Source organism: Flagellimonas lutimaris (genome assembly GCF_003581615.1).
GTDB lineage: Bacteria > Bacteroidota > Bacteroidia > Flavobacteriales > Flavobacteriaceae > Flagellimonas > Flagellimonas lutimaris.
In genome coordinates this window covers 1-17,589 of record NZ_QXFH01000063.1, presented here as the reverse complement: position 1 = coordinate 17,589, position 17,589 = coordinate 1, and the positions used below count along the sequence as shown (strand labels likewise).

Sequence of the window (17,589 nt, the reverse complement as noted above, 5' to 3'; positions counted from 1 at the left end):
GCGGGCTTTTTTAGTGATTAAAAAGCGGTGAAATGCCGATATAGCTCAGCTGGCTAGAGCAGCTGATTTGTAATCAGCAGGTCGTGGGTTCGAGTCCCTCTATCGGCTCGTAAGTTATTGAAAATTAAGGCGGGGGGATACTCAAGCGGCCAACGAGGACAGACTGTAAATCTGTTGGTTTTTACCTTCGCAGGTTCGAATCCTGCTCCCCCCACAAAAGTTGTTCAGCGGAACAACTGGGAAGAAGGTTTTTTTGAAATATTGGAATCTTTGGATGAAAGTCCAGAAAAATGCGGGAGTAGCTCAGTTGGTAGAGCGTCAGCCTTCCAAGCTGAATGTCGCCGGTTCGAACCCGGTCTCCCGCTCTAAACTTGAAACTTTGGTTTCAAGACGAAGGTTGAAGTTTTGACGAGCTAGACTTGTAACTTTAAACTCTAAACCTGATAACCCATAGGCCGGTGTAGCTCAGGGGTAGAGCGTTTCCTTGGTAAGGAAGAGGTCACGGGTTCAAATCCCGTCATTGGCTCAAAACGATTTGTACACTAATATAAACTAAGATTAAAATTATTTAAAATGGCAAAGGAAACTTTTGATCGTTCCAAACCGCACTTAAATATTGGTACCATTGGACACGTGGATCACGGTAAAACTACATTGACCGCTGCTATCACCACTGTATTGGCCAACGCAGGTTTGTCTGAAACAAGAAGCTTTGATTCTATTGACAATGCTCCTGAAGAAAAAGAAAGAGGTATTACAATCAACACTTCACACGTTGAGTACCAAACAGAAAACCGTCACTACGCTCACGTTGACTGTCCTGGTCACGCGGATTACGTAAAGAACATGGTTACTGGTGCTGCTCAGATGGACGGTGCTATCTTGGTTGTTGCTGCTACGGATGGTCCAATGCCACAAACACGTGAGCATATCCTTTTGGGACGTCAGGTAGGTATTCCACGTATCGTTGTTTTCTTGAACAAAGTTGACATGGTGGATGATGAAGAGCTTTTAGAGCTTGTTGAAATGGAAGTCAGAGAATTGCTTTCTTTCTATGAGTATGACGGAGACAATGGTCCTGTTATTGCTGGTTCTGCACTTGGTGCTTTGAACGGTGAGCAAAAATGGGTTGACACTGTTATGGAGTTGATGAATGCTGTTGATGAGTGGATCGAAGAGCCAGAGCGTGAAGTTGACAAAGACTTCCTTATGCCAATTGAAGATGTATTCACTATTACAGGTCGTGGTACCGTTGCTACTGGTCGTATCGAAACTGGTGTTGCCAACACAGGTGATGCTGTTGATATTATCGGTATGGGTGCTGAAAAATTGACTTCTACAATTACAGGGGTTGAGATGTTCCGTAAGATTTTGGATAGAGGTGAAGCCGGTGATAACGTAGGTATTCTTTTGAGAGGTATCGAGAAATCTGATATCAAAAGAGGTATGGTTATCTGTAAACCAGGTTCTGTAACTCCTCACGCTAAATTTAAAGCTGAGGTTTATATCCTTAAAAAAGAAGAAGGTGGTCGTCACACTCCATTCCACAACAACTACCGTCCACAGTTCTATTTGAGAACCACAGACGTAACAGGTAATATTAACTTGCCTGACGGAGTTGAAATGGTAATGCCTGGTGATAACTTGACAATTACTGTTGATCTTATTCAGCCTGTAGCTTGTAACGTAGGTTTGCGTTTCGCTATCCGTGAGGGTGGTAGAACCGTAGGTGCCGGTCAGGTTACTGAGATTTTAGATTAATCATTTTAGAATAAAATTGCACTTAAGGGTGTCCCGATTTTCTCGGGATACCTTTCAGTGTAATTATAAACGGGTGTAGCTCAGTTGGTAGAGCACTGGTCTCCAAAACCAGGTGTCGGGAGTTCGAGCCTCTCCTCCCGTGCAAGCAAAATAAATAATATCATGGTCACTTACATAAAGGAATCATTAGAAGAACTTAAAAACAATGTTACTTGGTTGGAAAGAAGTAAAGCTTCTAACCTAATGGTTATTGTGGCGGTTTTCTCCATTTTATTTGCCTTGGCAACATGGGGTGTAGATTCCTTGTTCAGTAACTTGATTACATTGTATTTTGAAAAATTAATAGGGTAAAGATCGGTCGATATGTCTGAGGTTCTGGAGAAAAAATGGTATGTAGTTAGGGCGGTCAGTGGTCAAGAGAACAAGATCAAGGGCTATATTGAAAGTGAGGTAGAGCGTGCAGGTTTTGGCGACTATCTTGAAGAGGTTCTGGTGCCTACCGAAAAAGTTGTTCAGATCAGAAACGGAAAGAAAATCAACAAAGAGCGTGTTTACTTTCCTGGATATATTATGATAAAGGCCAATCTTGGAGGAGAAATGGTTCACATTATTCGTTCAATAACCAATGTTATTGGTTTCTTGGGCGAAGTTAAAGGTGGTGATCCAATTCCTTTAAGAAAATCCGAAGTAAACCGTATGCTAGGAAAAGTGGACGAGTTGGCTGTCAATACAGACAATGTTGCAATTCCATTTGTGTTGGGTGAAACGGTTAAGGTTATTGATGGACCTTTCAACGGCTTCAATGGAACTGTTGAAAAAATCAATGAAGAAAAGCGTAAGCTAGAAGTGATGGTGAAAATTTTCGGAAGAAAAACACCATTGGAACTCAGCTATATGCAAGTAGAAAAAGTATAATTAGAGCTGTTACATATATAAAGCTGTGTTGCTTCCAATTGACACACTTTAAATTTAATTAGAAACAATGGCAAAAGAAGTAGATAAGGTAGTTAAATTACAAGTTAGGGGAGGTGCTGCGAACCCATCGCCACCGGTTGGACCCGCCTTAGGTGCTGCTGGTGTTAACATCATGGAGTTCTGTAAGCAGTTTAATGCTCGTACGCAGGACAAGCCAGGCAAAGTATTGCCGGTTGTTATCACCGTTTACAAGGATAAATCTTTCGATTTTGTTGTAAAAACACCACCCGCGGCAGTTCAATTGATGGAAGCAGCTAAGATTAAAAAAGGATCTGGCGAACCTAACAGGGTTAAAAACGGTTCAGTATCATGGGATCAAGTAAAAGCAATCGCCGAAGACAAAATGGTCGATCTTAATGCTTTTACAGTGGAGTCTGCAATGAGTATGGTTGCAGGTACCGCTAGATCAATGGGACTGAAAATAGCCGGAAAAAGACCTTTTTAAAATCTTAAAAAGCAGTAACTAAATGGCAAAGTTGACTAAAAAGCAGAAAGACGCCCAGTCCAAAATAGATAAGAACAAACTCTATTCTTTGGAAGAGGCATCAGCTTTAGTAAAAGAAATAACCAATGTAAAATTTGATGCTTCCATTGACTTGGCAGTTCGTTTGGGTGTAGATCCAAGAAAAGCCAATCAAATGGTACGTGGCGTTGTTACACTTCCTCATGGAACAGGTAAAGACGTTAAAGTTTTAGCATTGGTGACACCAGACAAAGAAGCAGAAGCTAAAGAAGCAGGTGCGGATTTTGTTGGGTTGGACGAATATTTGGAGAAAATTAAAGGCGGTTGGACCGATGTTGATGTAATCATCACTATGCCAAGCGTTATGGGTAAACTAGGTCCATTAGGTAGAATTTTGGGTCCTAGAGGGTTAATGCCCAATCCAAAAACTGGTACCGTAACTATGGATGTTGCTAAAGCAGTATCTGATGTTAAGGCCGGTAAGATTGACTTTAAAGTGGATAAAACAGGTATTGTACACGCTGCAATCGGAAAAGCTTCTTTCTCTGCGGACAAAATAGCAGGAAATGCTAGGGAGTTGATAGACACCCTAGTGAAAATGAAGCCTTCCGCTTCTAAAGGTGTGTACATGAGAAGTATTTACTTGTCAAGTACCATGAGTCCTAGTATTCAATTAGATCCAAAAGCAGTTCAATAACTGGTAGTTCAATTTTATAACTATGACAAGAGAAGAAAAAGCAACAGTAATAGAAGACTTGACTGCACAGTTGGCTGATAATCCAAACATTTATTTGGCGGATATATCAGGATTGAACGCTGTAGACACCTCTAATTTGAGAAGAGCGTGTTTTAAGGCTAACATTAAGCTAGCGGTCGTAAAGAACACATTGCTTGCAAAAGCAATGGAAGCTTCTGATAAGGAATTTGGTGAACTTCCCGATGTATTAAAAGGAAATACATCTTTGATGTTGTCCGAAACTGGGAATGCACCTGCGAAACTTATCAAGAACTTTAGAAAAAAATCAGAAAAGCCCGTATTGAAAGGTGCCTTTATTGAAGAGGCGGTTTACATTGGGGATGAAAACCTTGACGCACTTGTTAATATCAAGTCCAAAGAGGAAGTTATCGGGGATATCATCGGATTGTTACAATCACCAGCCAAAAATGTTATTTCTGGACTTAAGTCTGGAGGCGGTAAATTGGCAGGTATCCTTAAAACCTTATCTGAGAAAGAATAATTCGCGCACAATAAACTAAGTATATTTTTAAAAATTTTTATTAAACGATAGAAAAATGGCAGATTTAAAAGATTTTGCAGAACAGTTGGTAAACCTTACGGTAAAAGAGGTAAATGAGTTGGCCGACATTTTAAAAGAAGAATATGGTATTGAGCCTGCTGCTGCTGCAGTAGCTGTTGCTGGTGGTGCTGCCGGTGGTGGTGAAGCAGAAGCTGCTGAGGAAAAATCAGAATTTGATGTAATCCTTACAGCTGCTGGTGGTTCTAAATTGGCAGTCGTAAAATTGGTTAAGGAATTGACCGGTCTTGGACTAAAAGACGCTAAAGAAATCGTTGACAGCGCACCAAAAGCTGTTAAAGAAGGTGTTGCTAAAGATGAAGCAGAAGGCATCAAAAAATCATTGGAAGAAGCAGGAGCAGAAGTTGAGCTTAAATAATCGCTTTTCCCATAAGAACTTGGTTAAGGTCTTTCCATTTTTTGGTTAGACCTTAGCCTATTTATATAAGGAGTGTATAAAGCCGTACACGAACCCACTTAGTATTCACGATCAAAATTTGTCCATAGATGTTCACAAACACTATTGAAAGAGTTAATTTCGCATCCGCTAAGAACATACCGGAATATCCGGATTTCTTGGACATTCAGATAAAATCGTTCCAAGACTTTTTCCAGCTTGAAACTAAATCTGACGAAAGAGGAAACGAAGGTCTCTACAACACCTTCATGGAGAATTTTCCAATCACAGATACCAGAAACCAGTTTGTACTTGAGTTTTTGGATTACTTCATAGATCCACCAAGATATTCCATCCAAGAATGTATTGAGCGTGGACTTACTTATAGCGTACCCTTAAAGGCACGTTTAAAATTATACTGTACCGATCCAGAGCACGAGGATTTTGAAACCATTGTACAGGATGTGTATTTGGGTACTATCCCTTACATGACTCCTAGTGGAACCTTTGTGATCAACGGAGCAGAGCGAGTTGTAGTTTCCCAGTTGCACAGATCTCCAGGGGTTTTCTTTGGACAATCTTTCCACGCAAATGGAACAAAATTGTATTCAGCCAGGGTAATTCCTTTCAAAGGATCTTGGATTGAATTCGCCACCGATATCAACTCGGTGATGTATGCCTATATCGATAGGAAGAAAAAATTACCGGTAACCACTTTGTTCCGTGCCATCGGCTTTGAAAGGGACAAGGATATTTTGGAAATCTTCGACCTTTCGGAAGAAGTAAAAGTTTCCAAGACCGGACTTAAAAAAGTATTGGGCCGTAAATTGGCCGCAAGGGTGTTGAACACATGGCATGAGGATTTCGTGGACGAGGATACAGGAGAAGTAGTTTCCATCGAACGTAACGAAATTGTACTTGATCGTGATACCGTTTTGGAAAAAGAGCATATCGATGAAATCATTGATGCTGATGTGAAAACTATTCTTCTACACAAGGAGAACAATGCACAATCCGATTATGCCATCATCCACAACACTTTGCAAAAAGACCCTACCAACTCCGAAAAAGAAGCGGTAGAGCACATTTATAGACAATTGCGTAATGCAGAGCCGCCAGATGAGGAAACAGCTCGTGGTATTATCGACAAATTGTTCTTCTCCGACCAACGTTACAACTTAGGTGAAGTAGGTCGTTACAGAATGAACAAGAAATTGGGCTTGGATATCGGAATGGACAAACAAGTGTTGACCAAGGAAGATATCATCACTATCATCAAGTATTTGATCGAGTTGATCAACTCCAAAGCAGAGATTGATGATATTGATCACTTGTCCAACCGTCGTGTAAGAACCGTAGGTGAGCAATTATCCTCACAATTTGGTGTAGGTTTGGCACGTATGGCACGTACCATCCGTGAGCGTATGAACGTTCGTGACAACGAGGTGTTTACCCCGATCGATTTGATCAATGCGAAGACTTTGTCGTCCGTGATCAACTCCTTCTTCGGAACCAACCAGTTGTCCCAGTTCATGGACCAGACCAACCCGTTGGCCGAGATTACACACAAAAGAAGATTGTCCGCACTGGGGCCAGGTGGTCTTTCCCGTGAAAGAGCAGGTTTCGAGGTGCGTGACGTTCACTATACACACTACGGAAGATTGTGTCCGATTGAGACACCTGAAGGACCGAACATTGGTTTGATTTCTTCTTTGTCCGTATTTGCCAAGGTGAACAATATGGGCTTCTTGGAAACCCCTTACCGTAAAGTGGAAGACGGAAAAGTAGATACGAAAAACCATATCTACCTTAGTGCAGAAGAGGAAGAGGGAATGAAGATCGCCCAAGCCAATATTCCATTGGCGGAAGATGGCACCATTGAAAGAGAAAAGGTAATTGCCCGTGAAGAAGGTGATTTCCCAGTAGTGGATCCAACAGAGGTAAAGTACACAGACGTTGCACCAAACCAGATTGCATCCATTTCTGCATCCTTGATTCCTTTCTTGGAGCACGATGATGCGAACCGTGCCTTGATGGGGTCAAACATGATGCGTCAAGCAGTTCCATTGTTGAGACCGGATTCTCCAATTGTGGGTACAGGTCTGGAAAGACAAGTAGCTACAGATTCTCGAGTATTGATCAATGCAGAGGGAGATGGAGTTGTGGAATATGTGGATTCTCAGAAAATCACAATAAAATATATAAGGACCGAAGAAGAGCGCTTGGTAAGCTTTGACGATGACTCAAAGACATATCAATTGGTGAAGTTTAGAAAAACAAACCAGGGAACCAGCATCAATTTGAAGCCAATCGTAAGAAAGGGCGACAAAGTGAAAAAAGGTCAGGTGCTTTGTGAAGGTTATGCTACCGAAAAAGGTGAATTGGCCTTGGGTAGAAACATGAAGGTTGCCTTTATGCCTTGGAAAGGATACAACTTTGAGGATGCGATCGTGATTTCCGAAAAAGTTGTTCGTGAGGATATCTTTACCTCTATTCACGTTGACGAGTACTCTCTTGAAGTAAGGGATACTAAGTTGGGTGCGGAGGAATTAACAAATGATATTCCTAACGTATCCGAGGAAGCAACAAAAGATTTGGATGAATACGGTATGATCCGTATCGGTGCCGAAGTAAAGCCAGGAGATATTTTGATTGGTAAGATTACTCCAAAAGGAGAATCAGACCCAACTCCTGAAGAAAAATTGTTGCGTGCCATCTTTGGTGACAAAGCAGGTGACGTTAAGGATGCTTCATTGAAAGCTTCTCCATCGTTGAGAGGTGTGGTAATCGACAAGAAATTGTTCTCCCGTTCCATTAAGGATAAGAGAAAGCGTTCCGAAGATAAAGAAGCCATTGCCAGATTGGAAATGGACTACGAGGTGAAGTTCCAACAACTGAAAGATGAATTGATCGAGAAATTGTTCAGTTTGATCAGCGGAAAAACATCACAAGGCGTAATCAACGATTTGGGTGAAGAAGTACTTCCAAAAGGAAAGAAATACACCATCAAAATGTTGAATGCTGTTGACGATTTCGCTCACTTGGTTGGAGGAAGCTGGACAACAGATGACGCTACTAATGCTTTGGTTGCGGACTTGTTGCACAACTACAAAATCAAATTGAACGATATTCAAGGTAACCTAAGAAGGGACAAGTTTACCATCTCCGTTGGGGATGAACTTCCTGCAGGTATCATGAAGTTGGCAAAAGTTTACATCGCCAAAAAGCGTAAGCTTAAAGTTGGTGATAAAATGGCAGGTCGTCACGGTAACAAAGGTATCGTTGCCCGTATCGTTCGTCAAGAGGATATGCCATTCTTGGAAGACGGAACCCCAGTGGACATTGTATTGAACCCACTTGGTGTACCATCAAGGATGAACATTGGTCAGATATATGAAACCGTATTGGGATGGGCCGGACAAAAATTGGGTCAGAAATATGCGACACCAATTTTCGATGGAGCCTCATTGGATCAAATCAACGAGATTACAGATGAAGCAGGAGTTCCAAGATTTGGACACACCTATCTATATGACGGTGGAACTGGTCAGCGTTTCGACCAACGTGCAACTGTTGGTGTTATCTACATGTTGAAACTAGGTCACATGGTAGACGACAAGATGCACGCAAGATCTATTGGACCATACTCATTGATTACTCAGCAACCATTGGGTGGTAAGGCACAGTTTGGTGGTCAGCGTTTTGGAGAGATGGAAGTTTGGGCATTGGAAGCCTATGGCGCATCATCTACCCTTAGAGAGATATTGACCGTTAAGTCGGATGATGTTATCGGAAGGGCCAAGACCTATGAGACCATCGTAAAAGGTGAGACCATGCCAGAACCTGGATTGCCAGAATCTTTCAACGTATTGATGCACGAACTTAAAGGTTTGGGCTTGGATATCAGATTGGAAGAATAGAATACTATATACATTAACTATATCATCACCATATTGTTATGGCTAGAATAAAAGATAATAACGCACAAAAAAGGTTCAACAAAATTTCCATAGGATTGGCCTCTCCGGAGTCTATCTTGGCCGAGTCCCGTGGCGAAGTGTTGAAACCTGAAACCATTAACTATAGAACGCACAAACCAGAGCGTGATGGGTTGTTCTGCGAGCGTATTTTCGGTCCTGTAAAGGATTACGAATGTGCCTGTGGTAAATACAAGAGAATCCGTTACCGTGGAATCGTTTGTGACCGTTGTGGTGTTGAAGTGACGGAGAAAAAAGTACGTAGAGATCGTGTAGGGCACATTAACCTTGTGGTTCCTGTGGCACACATCTGGTACTTCCGTTCGCTGCCAAACAAAATAGGGTACCTTTTGGGATTGCCTTCCAAAAAGTTGGATATGATCATATATTACGAGAGGTATGTGGTTATCCAGCCGGGTATTGCCAAAGGTCCAGAAGGTGAGGAAATCAATAAAATGGATTTCTTGACCGAGGAAGAATACTTAAACATTTTGGAATCCATCCCTACCGAGAACCAATACTTGGAGGATAATGATCCAAACAAGTTCATCGCTAAAATGGGTGCCGAATGTTTGATTGACATATTGTCCAGAATCGATTTGGAGCAATTGTCTTACGAACTACGCCACAAGGCGAACACAGAAACCTCAAAACAACGTAAAACTGAAGCCTTGAAACGTCTTCAGGTTGTGGAAGCTTTGCGTGAGTCGCAAAACAATAGGGAGAACAACCCTGAGTGGATGATCATGAAAGTGATTCCAGTGATTCCACCAGAATTGCGTCCGTTGGTACCATTGGATGGTGGTCGTTTTGCCACTTCCGATTTGAACGACTTGTACCGTAGGGTAATTATCCGTAACAACCGTTTGAAGCGTTTGATGGAAATCAAAGCACCAGAGGTGATTTTGAGGAACGAAAAACGTATGCTTCAAGAAGCTGTGGATTCCCTTTTTGATAACACAAGAAAGGCATCTGCGGTAAAAACAGAATCTAACAGACCATTGAAATCCCTTTCTGATTCCTTGAAAGGTAAACAAGGTCGTTTCCGTCAAAACCTATTGGGTAAACGTGTGGATTACTCCGCTCGTTCCGTAATTGTTGTTGGACCGGAATTGAACTTGTACGAATGTGGTCTACCTAAAGATATGGCGGCCGAGCTTTACAAGCCATTCATCATCCGTAAATTGATTGAAAGAGGTATTGTAAAGACGGTTAAATCTGCCAAAAAGATTATAGACAAGAAAGAGCCCGTAGTTTGGGATATTCTTGAAAACGTCCTTAAAGGACATCCGGTATTATTGAACCGTGCCCCCACATTGCACAGATTGGGTATACAAGCGTTCCAGCCTAAACTTATAGAAGGTAAGGCAATTCGTTTGCACCCATTGGCATGTACCGCATTTAACGCGGATTTTGATGGGGATCAGATGGCAGTTCACTTGCCATTGGGGCCAGAGGCCATTTTGGAAGCACAATTATTGATGTTGGCTTCACAGAACATCCTTAACCCAGCCAACGGTTCTCCGATTACCGTACCGTCACAGGATATGGTATTAGGGTTGTACTATATGACCAAGCATAAGAAGTCTACCAAAGAAGAGCCTGTTTTGGGTGAAGGACTTACCTTCTATTCTTCTGAAGAGGTAGAGATTGCTTTCAACGAGAAAAAAGTTTCACTTAACGCCGGAATCAAGGTAAGAGCAAAAGACTTTAACGAGGAAGGTGAATTGGTCTATCAAATTATTGAAACCACGGTAGGTCGTGTATTGTTCAACACGGAAGTGCCAGAACAAGCAGGATTCATCAACCAGGTATTGAACAAGAAAGCCCTAAGAAATATTATTGGGGACATTCTTGCCGTTACTGATGTGCCGACGACTGCCGCATTCTTGGATAAGATTAAAGCCATGGGATACGATTTCGCCTTCAAAGGTGGTCTATCCTTTAGTTTGGGTGATATTATCATCCCTGCAGAAAAGCAGGATATGATCGGCGAGGCAAACGAGCAGGTCGATGGTATTATGATGAACTATAACATGGGTCTTATCACCAACAATGAGCGATATAACCAGGTTATTGATGTTTGGACATCTACCAATGCTATGTTGACCGAATTGGCCATGAAGCGAATTCGTGAAGACAAGCAAGGATTCAACTCTGTATATATGATGTTGGATTCCGGTGCAAGGGGTTCCAAAGAGCAGATTCGTCAGTTGACCGGTATGCGTGGATTGATGGCCAAGCCTAAAAAATCTACCGCAGGTGGTGGAGAAATTATCGAAAACCCGATTCTTTCGAACTTTAAGGAAGGATTGTCGATTTTGGAATACTTTATCTCTACTCACGGCGCACGTAAAGGTCTTGCGGATACCGCTTTGAAAACAGCGGATGCGGGTTACTTGACCAGACGTTTGGTGGATGTTTCACAAGATGTAATCGTTAATAGCGAAGATTGTGAAACCTTGAGAGGTATCGAGGTAGAACCATTGAAGAAAAACGAGGAGATTGTTGAAACCTTGGGTGAAAGAATCTTGGGTAGGGTATCGTTGCACGATGTGTACAACCCATTGACCGAAGAACTTGTGCTGAAAGCAGGACAGGAAATCAATGAAGCCGATGTAAAAAGGGTAGAAGCTGCTCCAATCGAGAAAGTAGAAGTAAGGTCTCCATTGACTTGTGAGGCTCCACAGGGAATCTGTGCCAAATGTTACGGTAGAAACCTTGCCACCAATAAAATGGTACAACGAGGTGAAGCTGTAGGTGTTGTTGCTGCACAGTCCATTGGTGAGCCTGGTACACAGTTGACGTTGCGTACCTTCCACGTGGGTGGTATTGCAGGTAACATTTCTGAGGACAACAAGTTGGAGTCCAAGTTTGACGGTGTTGCAGAGATTGAAGATTTAAGACTTGTAGCAGGAGAAAACAGTGAAGGTGGTAAAACCAACATTGTAATCTCCAGAACTTCTGAAGTTAAGATAGTTGATCCAAAAACAGGAATCACATTGAGTACAAACAACATTCCTTACGGTTCTCAATTGTTCATCAAGAATGGTGAGAAGATTACCAAAGGAACTGTAATTTGTGAATGGGATCCATACAATGGTGTGATTGTTTCTGAGTTCGCTGGGCAAATTGCCTACGAGAACATTGAGCAAGGGGTTACATACCAAGTTGAAATCGATGAACAAACCGGTTTCCAAGAAAAAGTAATTTCTGAATCCAGAAACAAAAAACTTATTCCAACCTTGTTGATCAAGGATGGTAAAGGTGAAACATTGCGTTCTTACAACTTACCAGTTGGTTCCCACTTGATGATCGATGATGGTGACAAGGTTAAAGAAGGAAAGATCTTGGTGAAAATTCCACGTAAATCTGCTAAAGCAGGTGATATTACCGGTGGTCTTCCAAGGGTGACCGAGCTATTTGAAGCACGTAACCCATCCAATCCGGCCGTTGTGTCCGAGATTGATGGTGTTGTATCCTTCGGTAAGATTAAGCGTGGTAACCGTGAGATTATTATTGAATCTAAGACAGGTGATATCAAAAAGTACTTGGTTAAATTGTCCAACCAGATTCTGGTTCAGGAAAATGACTACGTACGTGCAGGTATGCCATTGTCCGATGGTTCCATTACTCCGGAAGACATCTTGTCTATCAAAGGGCCATCTGCAGTACAGCAGTACTTGGTGAACGAAGTACAGGAAGTGTACCGTTTACAGGGTGTAAAAATCAATGATAAGCACTTTGAGGTTGTTGTAAGACAAATGATGCGTAAGGTAAAAATCCAAGATCCAGGAGATACTATCTTCTTAGAGAATCAGTTGGCACATAAAGACGACTTTATCAATGAGAATGATGAGATTTTCGGTAAAAAAGTTGTTGAAGATGCCGGTGATTCCGAAAGGTTGAAGCCAGGACAGATTTTGACTATACGAGAGCTTAGGGACGAGAACTCAATTCTTAGAAGAGAGGACAAGACCTTGGTAACTGCGAGAGATGCTGTGGCAGCAACTGCTACGCCAATCTTGCAAGGTATTACAAGAGCTTCATTGCAGACCAAGTCCTTTATCTCGGCTGCATCGTTCCAGGAAACTACTAAAGTATTGAACGAAGCCGCTGTAAGTGGTAAAATAGATACTTTGGAAGGATTGAAAGAAAATGTAATTGTAGGACATAAGATTCCAGCCGGTACCGGTATGAGGGATTATGACAGTATTATCGTAGGTTCCAAAGAGGAGTACGATGAAATCATGGCCCGAAAAGAGGAATTCAAATTCTAAATAAAAACAAACCCTGGCCTTTAGGTCGGGGTTTTTCTTTTTAAGATAAGTAATAGTATGGCTGAAGAAAAGAAAAAACAGAAGCAGATCAATATAGAGTTGGATGAAAAAACTGCAGAGGGAACTTATTCCAATCTTGCGATCATCAATCACTCCGTATCCGAATTTGTTGTGGATTTTATAAGCTTAATGCCAGGTGCCCCGAAGGCGAAGGTAAAGAGCAGGGTAATTTTAACGCCACAGCATGCCAAAAAACTGCTTAAGGCATTAAATGATAATGTAAGCAGGTTTGAAAAGGCACACGGACCGATACAAGACTACGAACAACCAGCAATTCCATTAAATTTTGGACCTACTGGAGAAGCATAAAAAAAGCCCCGATGATTCTTCGGGGCTTTTTTATTGTAATTTATTTTAACCAACCTTTCTGAATGCCTTTTTTCGAAAGAGAGATCAGGTAGAGCCCGATAACGATAATGATTACAGGCATGGCGTAAGTAGAGGGTCCAAATGCTTCCACTGCGTTCGAAATGAATAGCCAGTGGATAAATTGTGCCACGGCCGCAATCAATGAGATAATAAAAAGTGGTTTCGCCCATTTTTTACGAACCAAAAGGCCAATTGATGCAATAGTTCCAGAAAATACGGCAATAGCAAAAGCTGCTGTGGCCCAAGATGGGATGCCTTCAAAAGCTTCACGCTGGGCTTGATCCAAAGTTTCTAAAATGGCCTGTTGGTTAAAAGCTTGGTTGAGATAATTAAAAACACCTACTAAATTCCATAGAAGAGCGATAACGCTCACCACCCAGAACCAAGTTGGTGGTTTTACTGAAGTCGTCATAATATCCTTTATTTAATTGGTTATGCTATCCAATGTACAAAAAAAAGACATATGAAATCTTCAATACACTCATATTCAGAATGCTGTGAGCTATAGAGTTTTGAATTTTACTCGAACTCCGAAGTGTAATGCAGTTTTACCGAAGGATATTTTTGTTGTGTCATTTGTAAAGAGAAGGGGGAGTCTGCCAAAAATACTAATTGACCTCTTTTATCGGTAGCTAAAAACTTTTGCTTTACGCGTTTAAACTCTTTGAATTCTTCATTGTTTTCATCTTCGGCTTCTACCCAACAAGCTTTATGTACAGGAAAGTTCTCATAGGTGCATTTAGCACCGTATTCATGCTCTAATCTATATTGGATTACTTCATATTGCAAAGCTCCAACAGTGCCAATCACTTTACGTCCATTCAATTCCAAAGTAAACAATTGCGCAACACCTTCGTCCATGAGTTGATCGATTCCTTTGTACAATTGTTTTGCCTTCATAGGGTCGGCATTGTTGATATACCTAAAGTGTTCAGGAGAAAAGCTTGGAATCCCTTTGTAATGCAATTCTTCGCCACTGGTCAATGTGTCTCCGATCTTAAAGTTTCCAGTATCATGAAGACCAACAATATCTCCAGGATAGGAAATATCCACAATCTCTTTTTTCTCGGCAAAAAAGGCATTGGGACTGGAAAATTTTAGTTTTTTCCCTTGTCTAACATGTAAATACGGAGTGTTTCTTTCAAAAGTACCCGATACAATTTTTATAAATGCTAAGCGATCCCGGTGTTTGGGGTCCATGTTGGCGTGAATTTTAAAAACAAAACCAGAAAAATCCTTTTCATTGGCATTTACCAAACGTTCCTCTGCTTTTTTAGGTCGCGGAGATGGGGCAATGTTCACAAAGCAATCCAAAAGTTCTCGTACTCCAAAATTATTCAAGGCAGAACCAAAAAAAACAGGTTGCAACTCACCTTTTAAATAAGCCTCCTTATCAAAATCCGGGTAAACTCCAGCTACAAGTTCCAAATTATCTCGCAATTCATTGGCCGCATCAGTCCCGATGATTTCTTCAAGCTCTGGATTATCCAAGTCATCAAAGGCAATGGTTTCTTCAATGTTCTTTTTGCTATTACCGCTGAATAAGTTGATGTTTTTTTCGTAGATGTTGTAAATGCCCTTGAAATCATATCCCATTCCGATGGGAAAACTAAGGGGAGTTACTTTCAACCCTAGTTTTTGTTCCACTTCATCCAAAAGATCAAAAGCATCTTTACCTTCGCGGTCCAATTTGTTGATAAATACGATCATCGGAATATTCCGCATACGGCAAACTTCTACCAGTTTCTCAGTCTGTTCCTCGACACCTTTGGCCACATCAATTACTACAATAACACTGTCAACAGCAGTGAGGGTGCGAAAAGTATCCTCTGCAAAATCCTTGTGTCCCGGTGTATCTAGGATATTGATTTTTTTGTCTTTATAAATAAAAGCCAATACGGAAGTAGCTACGGAAATACCTCTTTGGCGCTCAATTTCCATAAAATCACTTGTGGCCGATTTCTTAATTTTATTGCTTTTTACGGCACCAGCTTCCTGGATTGCACCACCGAACAAGAGTAATTTTTCGGTCAAGGTTGTTTTTCCGGCATCAGGGTGAGAGATAATGCCAAAAGTTCTTCGTTTTGCTATTTCCTTTTCAAATTCCATCAACAAAAATTTCGGCAAAAATAGTGGATTTATATGTCTTGCCAGTCATTTTTAGAAGGATTCGGGATTGTTAATATAATTAGAAAAAAAATAAAGGATTTAAACTAGCCAAAACCAAAAAGAAAAGTAATTTTCGCCTGTTTTAATTTCACTGTACATCCTACTTGGGAATTATCCATTTGCAAAACAGGTAGATGAGGTAAATAATGATGAGGAAATCGCCTTTTATCGATTAAAATAGGAGGTAATTGTCAAATAGTTTAATTATGTGACGTAATTGAGTCAATGTGTGTCGTAAGGACCAGTGACATTAGAACAAACGAGAGAACCCCAATTTTCTTACAATTACTAAAACTGCTTTTGCCATGGTGATTAGTTGACCAAAACTTATCATTTATGGAGAACTTTACTTTTGTGAGACTAAGGAATTACGTAGCTCAAAAATTCACCTTTATGGTGTTGATTTTGATATTTGGGCTTACTTCGTCCTTTAGTGTCGACCATTTATATACATCTTCCTTTTTCAATAATTCTGTTGTTCCTGGCGATTTTGCTCAGGGAACCACCTCTGTATTGAGTACTGCTAGTTTGTGGCATCCCTTGATGGCCGAATTATCAAATGAGGACTGTGATGGTGATGGGGTTACCTGTGAACAAGAAAATGAGGATGGTACAGACCCTAATGACCCTTGTGATTTTATATTCGAGCATCAGAATTGTTCGCCATCTGAAACTTGGAAAAAAGACGATTGTGACGGTGATGGTATAGAGAATGGACAGGAGAAAGTAGATGGAACAGATCCATTGAATCCTTGTGATTTTGTAGTGGAGCACCAGGGTTGTTCAGTATCTAACGAATGGAAAAAAGACGATTGTGATGGCGATGGCGTAAGCAATGGACAGGAGAAAGAAGATGGGACGGACCCATTGGACCCATGTGATTTTGTGCTTGAACATCAGGATTGCTCGGTATCCAACGAATGGAAAAAAGACGATTGTGATGGTGATGGCGTAAGCAATGGACGAGAAAAAGAAGATGGAACTGACCCCTTGGACCCATGTGATTTTGTGCTGGAACACCAAGATTGTTCAGTATCCGACGAATGGAAAAAAGACGATTGCGATGGTGATGGTGTAAGCAATGGACAAGAAAAAGAAGATGGAACGGACCCACTGGATCCTTGTGATTTTGTATTGGAGAATCAGGATTGTTCACCATCAGAAGAATGGAAGAAAGACGATTGCGACGGAGACGGTGTGAGCAATGGACAAGAGAATGAAGATGGAACGGACCCACTCGATCCTTGTGATTTTGTATCCGAGAATCAGGATTGTTCAGCATCAGAAGAATGGAAGAAAGACGATTGTGATGGGGATGGAGTTACCAATGGGGATGAGACCGAGGATGGAACAGATCCATTGGATCCATGTGACTACAATCTGGAGAGTATAACCTTGCCACAAAGTGGCGACTATCTCGAAGCAGATTGTGACGGCGATGGTGTCACCAATGGTGTTGAGAAAGAAGATGGCACCGACCCATTGGATCCATGTGATTTTGTACTGGATAGCCAAACGGTTGATCCCGATTCGAACTGGAACAGTTCCGACTGTGATGGCGATGGGGTCACCAACGGAGATGAGACCGAGGATGGAACGGACCCATTGGATCCATGCGACTACAATCCGGAGAGTATAACCTTGCCGCAAAGTGGCGATTATCTCGAAGCAGATTGTGATGGCGATGGTGTGACCAATGAAAAAGAGAATGAGGATGGCACCGATCCACAAGACCCATGTGATTTTGTACTGGATAGCCAAACGGTTGATCCTGATTCGACCTGGAACAGTTCCGACTGTGATGGCGATGGGGTCACCAACGGAGATGAGACCGAGGATGGAA

At 41.5% G+C, this 17,589-nt stretch carries 12 protein-coding genes, 5 tRNA genes and 1 pseudogene; 16 read left to right on the top strand and 2 right to left on the bottom strand.

Annotated features, from left to right (window positions below):
- Positions 1-34 precede the first annotated feature (34 nt).
- The 15 genes from D2V08_RS01880 (at position 35) to D2V08_RS01810 (ending at position 13,517) form a co-directional block, all read left to right on the top strand.
- Positions 35-108 (top strand) — tRNA-Thr (locus D2V08_RS01880).
- Positions 109-131: 23 nt separating this feature from the next.
- Positions 132-214: transfer RNA gene (locus D2V08_RS01875), tRNA-Tyr, on the top strand.
- 78 nt (positions 215-292) lie between these two features.
- Positions 293-365: transfer RNA gene (locus D2V08_RS01870), tRNA-Gly, on the top strand.
- Positions 366-454: 89 nt separating this feature from the next.
- Positions 455-526: transfer RNA gene (locus D2V08_RS01865), tRNA-Thr, on the top strand.
- A gap of 47 nt (positions 527-573) precedes the next feature.
- Positions 574-1,761 carry an elongation factor Tu gene (gene tuf, locus D2V08_RS01860; RefSeq protein ID WP_119606420.1) on the top strand — a complete coding sequence of 396 codons (1,188 nt, stop codon included), beginning with the start codon at positions 574-576 and terminating at the stop codon, positions 1,759-1,761.
- 69 nt (positions 1,762-1,830) lie between these two features.
- A tRNA-Trp gene (locus D2V08_RS01855) sits at positions 1,831-1,903 on the top strand.
- A gap of 20 nt (positions 1,904-1,923) precedes the next feature.
- Positions 1,924-2,112 carry a preprotein translocase subunit SecE gene (gene secE, locus D2V08_RS01850; protein ID WP_119606419.1) on the top strand — a complete coding sequence of 63 codons (189 nt, stop codon included), beginning with the start codon at positions 1,924-1,926 and terminating at the stop codon, positions 2,110-2,112.
- Between the two features lie 12 nt (positions 2,113-2,124).
- Complete coding sequence (nusG, locus tag D2V08_RS01845) at positions 2,125-2,676, top strand: transcription termination/antitermination protein NusG (protein ID WP_014033479.1); 552 nt, start codon at positions 2,125-2,127, stop codon at positions 2,674-2,676.
- A gap of 67 nt (positions 2,677-2,743) precedes the next feature.
- Positions 2,744-3,181, top strand: coding sequence for a 50S ribosomal protein L11 (rplK, locus tag D2V08_RS01840; protein ID WP_119606418.1), 438 nt, complete (start codon positions 2,744-2,746; stop codon positions 3,179-3,181).
- Between the two features lie 22 nt (positions 3,182-3,203).
- Positions 3,204-3,896 (top strand): 50S ribosomal protein L1, encoded by a 693-nt coding sequence (rplA, locus tag D2V08_RS01835; RefSeq protein ID WP_119606417.1) that lies wholly within the window; start codon positions 3,204-3,206, stop codon positions 3,894-3,896.
- 22 nt (positions 3,897-3,918) lie between these two features.
- Positions 3,919-4,437, top strand: a complete 519-nt coding sequence (gene rplJ / locus D2V08_RS01830; protein ID WP_119606416.1) for a 50S ribosomal protein L10 — start codon at positions 3,919-3,921, stop codon at positions 4,435-4,437.
- Between the two features lie 55 nt (positions 4,438-4,492).
- Positions 4,493-4,873: a 50S ribosomal protein L7/L12 gene (gene rplL, locus D2V08_RS01825; protein ID WP_119606415.1), complete on the top strand. Its 381-nt coding sequence runs from the start codon at positions 4,493-4,495 to the stop codon at positions 4,871-4,873.
- Positions 4,874-5,001: 128 nt separating this feature from the next.
- A complete protein-coding gene (gene rpoB, locus D2V08_RS01820) occupies positions 5,002-8,811 on the top strand; it encodes a DNA-directed RNA polymerase subunit beta (RefSeq protein WP_119606414.1) in 3,810 nt (1,269 codons plus the stop codon).
- 38 nt (positions 8,812-8,849) lie between these two features.
- Positions 8,850-13,148: a DNA-directed RNA polymerase subunit beta' gene (gene rpoC / locus D2V08_RS01815; protein ID WP_119606413.1), complete on the top strand. Its 4,299-nt coding sequence runs from the start codon at positions 8,850-8,852 to the stop codon at positions 13,146-13,148.
- A 57-nt stretch (positions 13,149-13,205) separates the two neighbouring features.
- On the top strand, positions 13,206-13,517 hold the full coding sequence (locus D2V08_RS01810) for a DUF3467 domain-containing protein (RefSeq protein WP_119606412.1): 312 nt from the start codon (positions 13,206-13,208) through the stop codon (positions 13,515-13,517).
- A gap of 40 nt (positions 13,518-13,557) precedes the next feature.
- Here D2V08_RS01810 and D2V08_RS01805 read toward each other — a convergent pair whose 3' ends face one another.
- Positions 13,558-13,989 carry a hypothetical protein gene (locus D2V08_RS01805; protein WP_119606411.1) on the bottom strand — a complete coding sequence of 144 codons (432 nt, stop codon included), beginning with the start codon at positions 13,987-13,989 and terminating at the stop codon, positions 13,558-13,560.
- 107 nt (positions 13,990-14,096) lie between these two features.
- Entirely contained in the window at positions 14,097-15,686 is a 1,590-nt protein-coding gene (locus tag D2V08_RS01800; RefSeq protein ID WP_119606410.1) for a peptide chain release factor 3, read from the bottom strand.
- Positions 15,687-16,082: 396 nt separating this feature from the next.
- Here D2V08_RS01800 and D2V08_RS01795 point away from each other — a divergent pair.
- Positions 16,083-17,589, top strand: a pseudogene (locus tag D2V08_RS01795) (hypothetical protein); the annotation flags it as partial.

Excerpts from the sequence above, each read along its gene's own strand:
- tuf (WP_119606420.1), top strand. The coding sequence starts at position 574 with ATGGCAAAGGAAACTTTTGATCGTTCCAAACCGCACTTAAATATTGGT.
- secE (WP_119606419.1), top strand. The coding sequence starts at position 1,924 with ATGGTCACTTACATAAAGGAATCATTAGAAGAACTTAAAAACAATGTT.
- nusG (WP_014033479.1), top strand. The coding sequence starts at position 2,125 with ATGTCTGAGGTTCTGGAGAAAAAATGGTATGTAGTTAGGGCGGTCAGT.
- rplK (WP_119606418.1), top strand. The coding sequence starts at position 2,744 with ATGGCAAAAGAAGTAGATAAGGTAGTTAAATTACAAGTTAGGGGAGGT.
- rplA (WP_119606417.1), top strand. The coding sequence starts at position 3,204 with ATGGCAAAGTTGACTAAAAAGCAGAAAGACGCCCAGTCCAAAATAGAT.
- rplJ (WP_119606416.1), top strand. The coding sequence starts at position 3,919 with ATGACAAGAGAAGAAAAAGCAACAGTAATAGAAGACTTGACTGCACAG.
- rplL (WP_119606415.1), top strand. The coding sequence starts at position 4,493 with ATGGCAGATTTAAAAGATTTTGCAGAACAGTTGGTAAACCTTACGGTA.
- rpoB (WP_119606414.1), top strand. The coding sequence starts at position 5,002 with ATGTTCACAAACACTATTGAAAGAGTTAATTTCGCATCCGCTAAGAAC.
- rpoC (WP_119606413.1), top strand. The coding sequence starts at position 8,850 with ATGGCTAGAATAAAAGATAATAACGCACAAAAAAGGTTCAACAAAATT.
- D2V08_RS01810 (WP_119606412.1), top strand. The coding sequence starts at position 13,206 with ATGGCTGAAGAAAAGAAAAAACAGAAGCAGATCAATATAGAGTTGGAT.
- D2V08_RS01805 (WP_119606411.1), bottom strand. The coding sequence starts at position 13,989 with ATGACGACTTCAGTAAAACCACCAACTTGGTTCTGGGTGGTGAGCGTT.
- D2V08_RS01800 (WP_119606410.1), bottom strand. The coding sequence starts at position 15,686 with ATGGAATTTGAAAAGGAAATAGCAAAACGAAGAACTTTTGGCATTATC.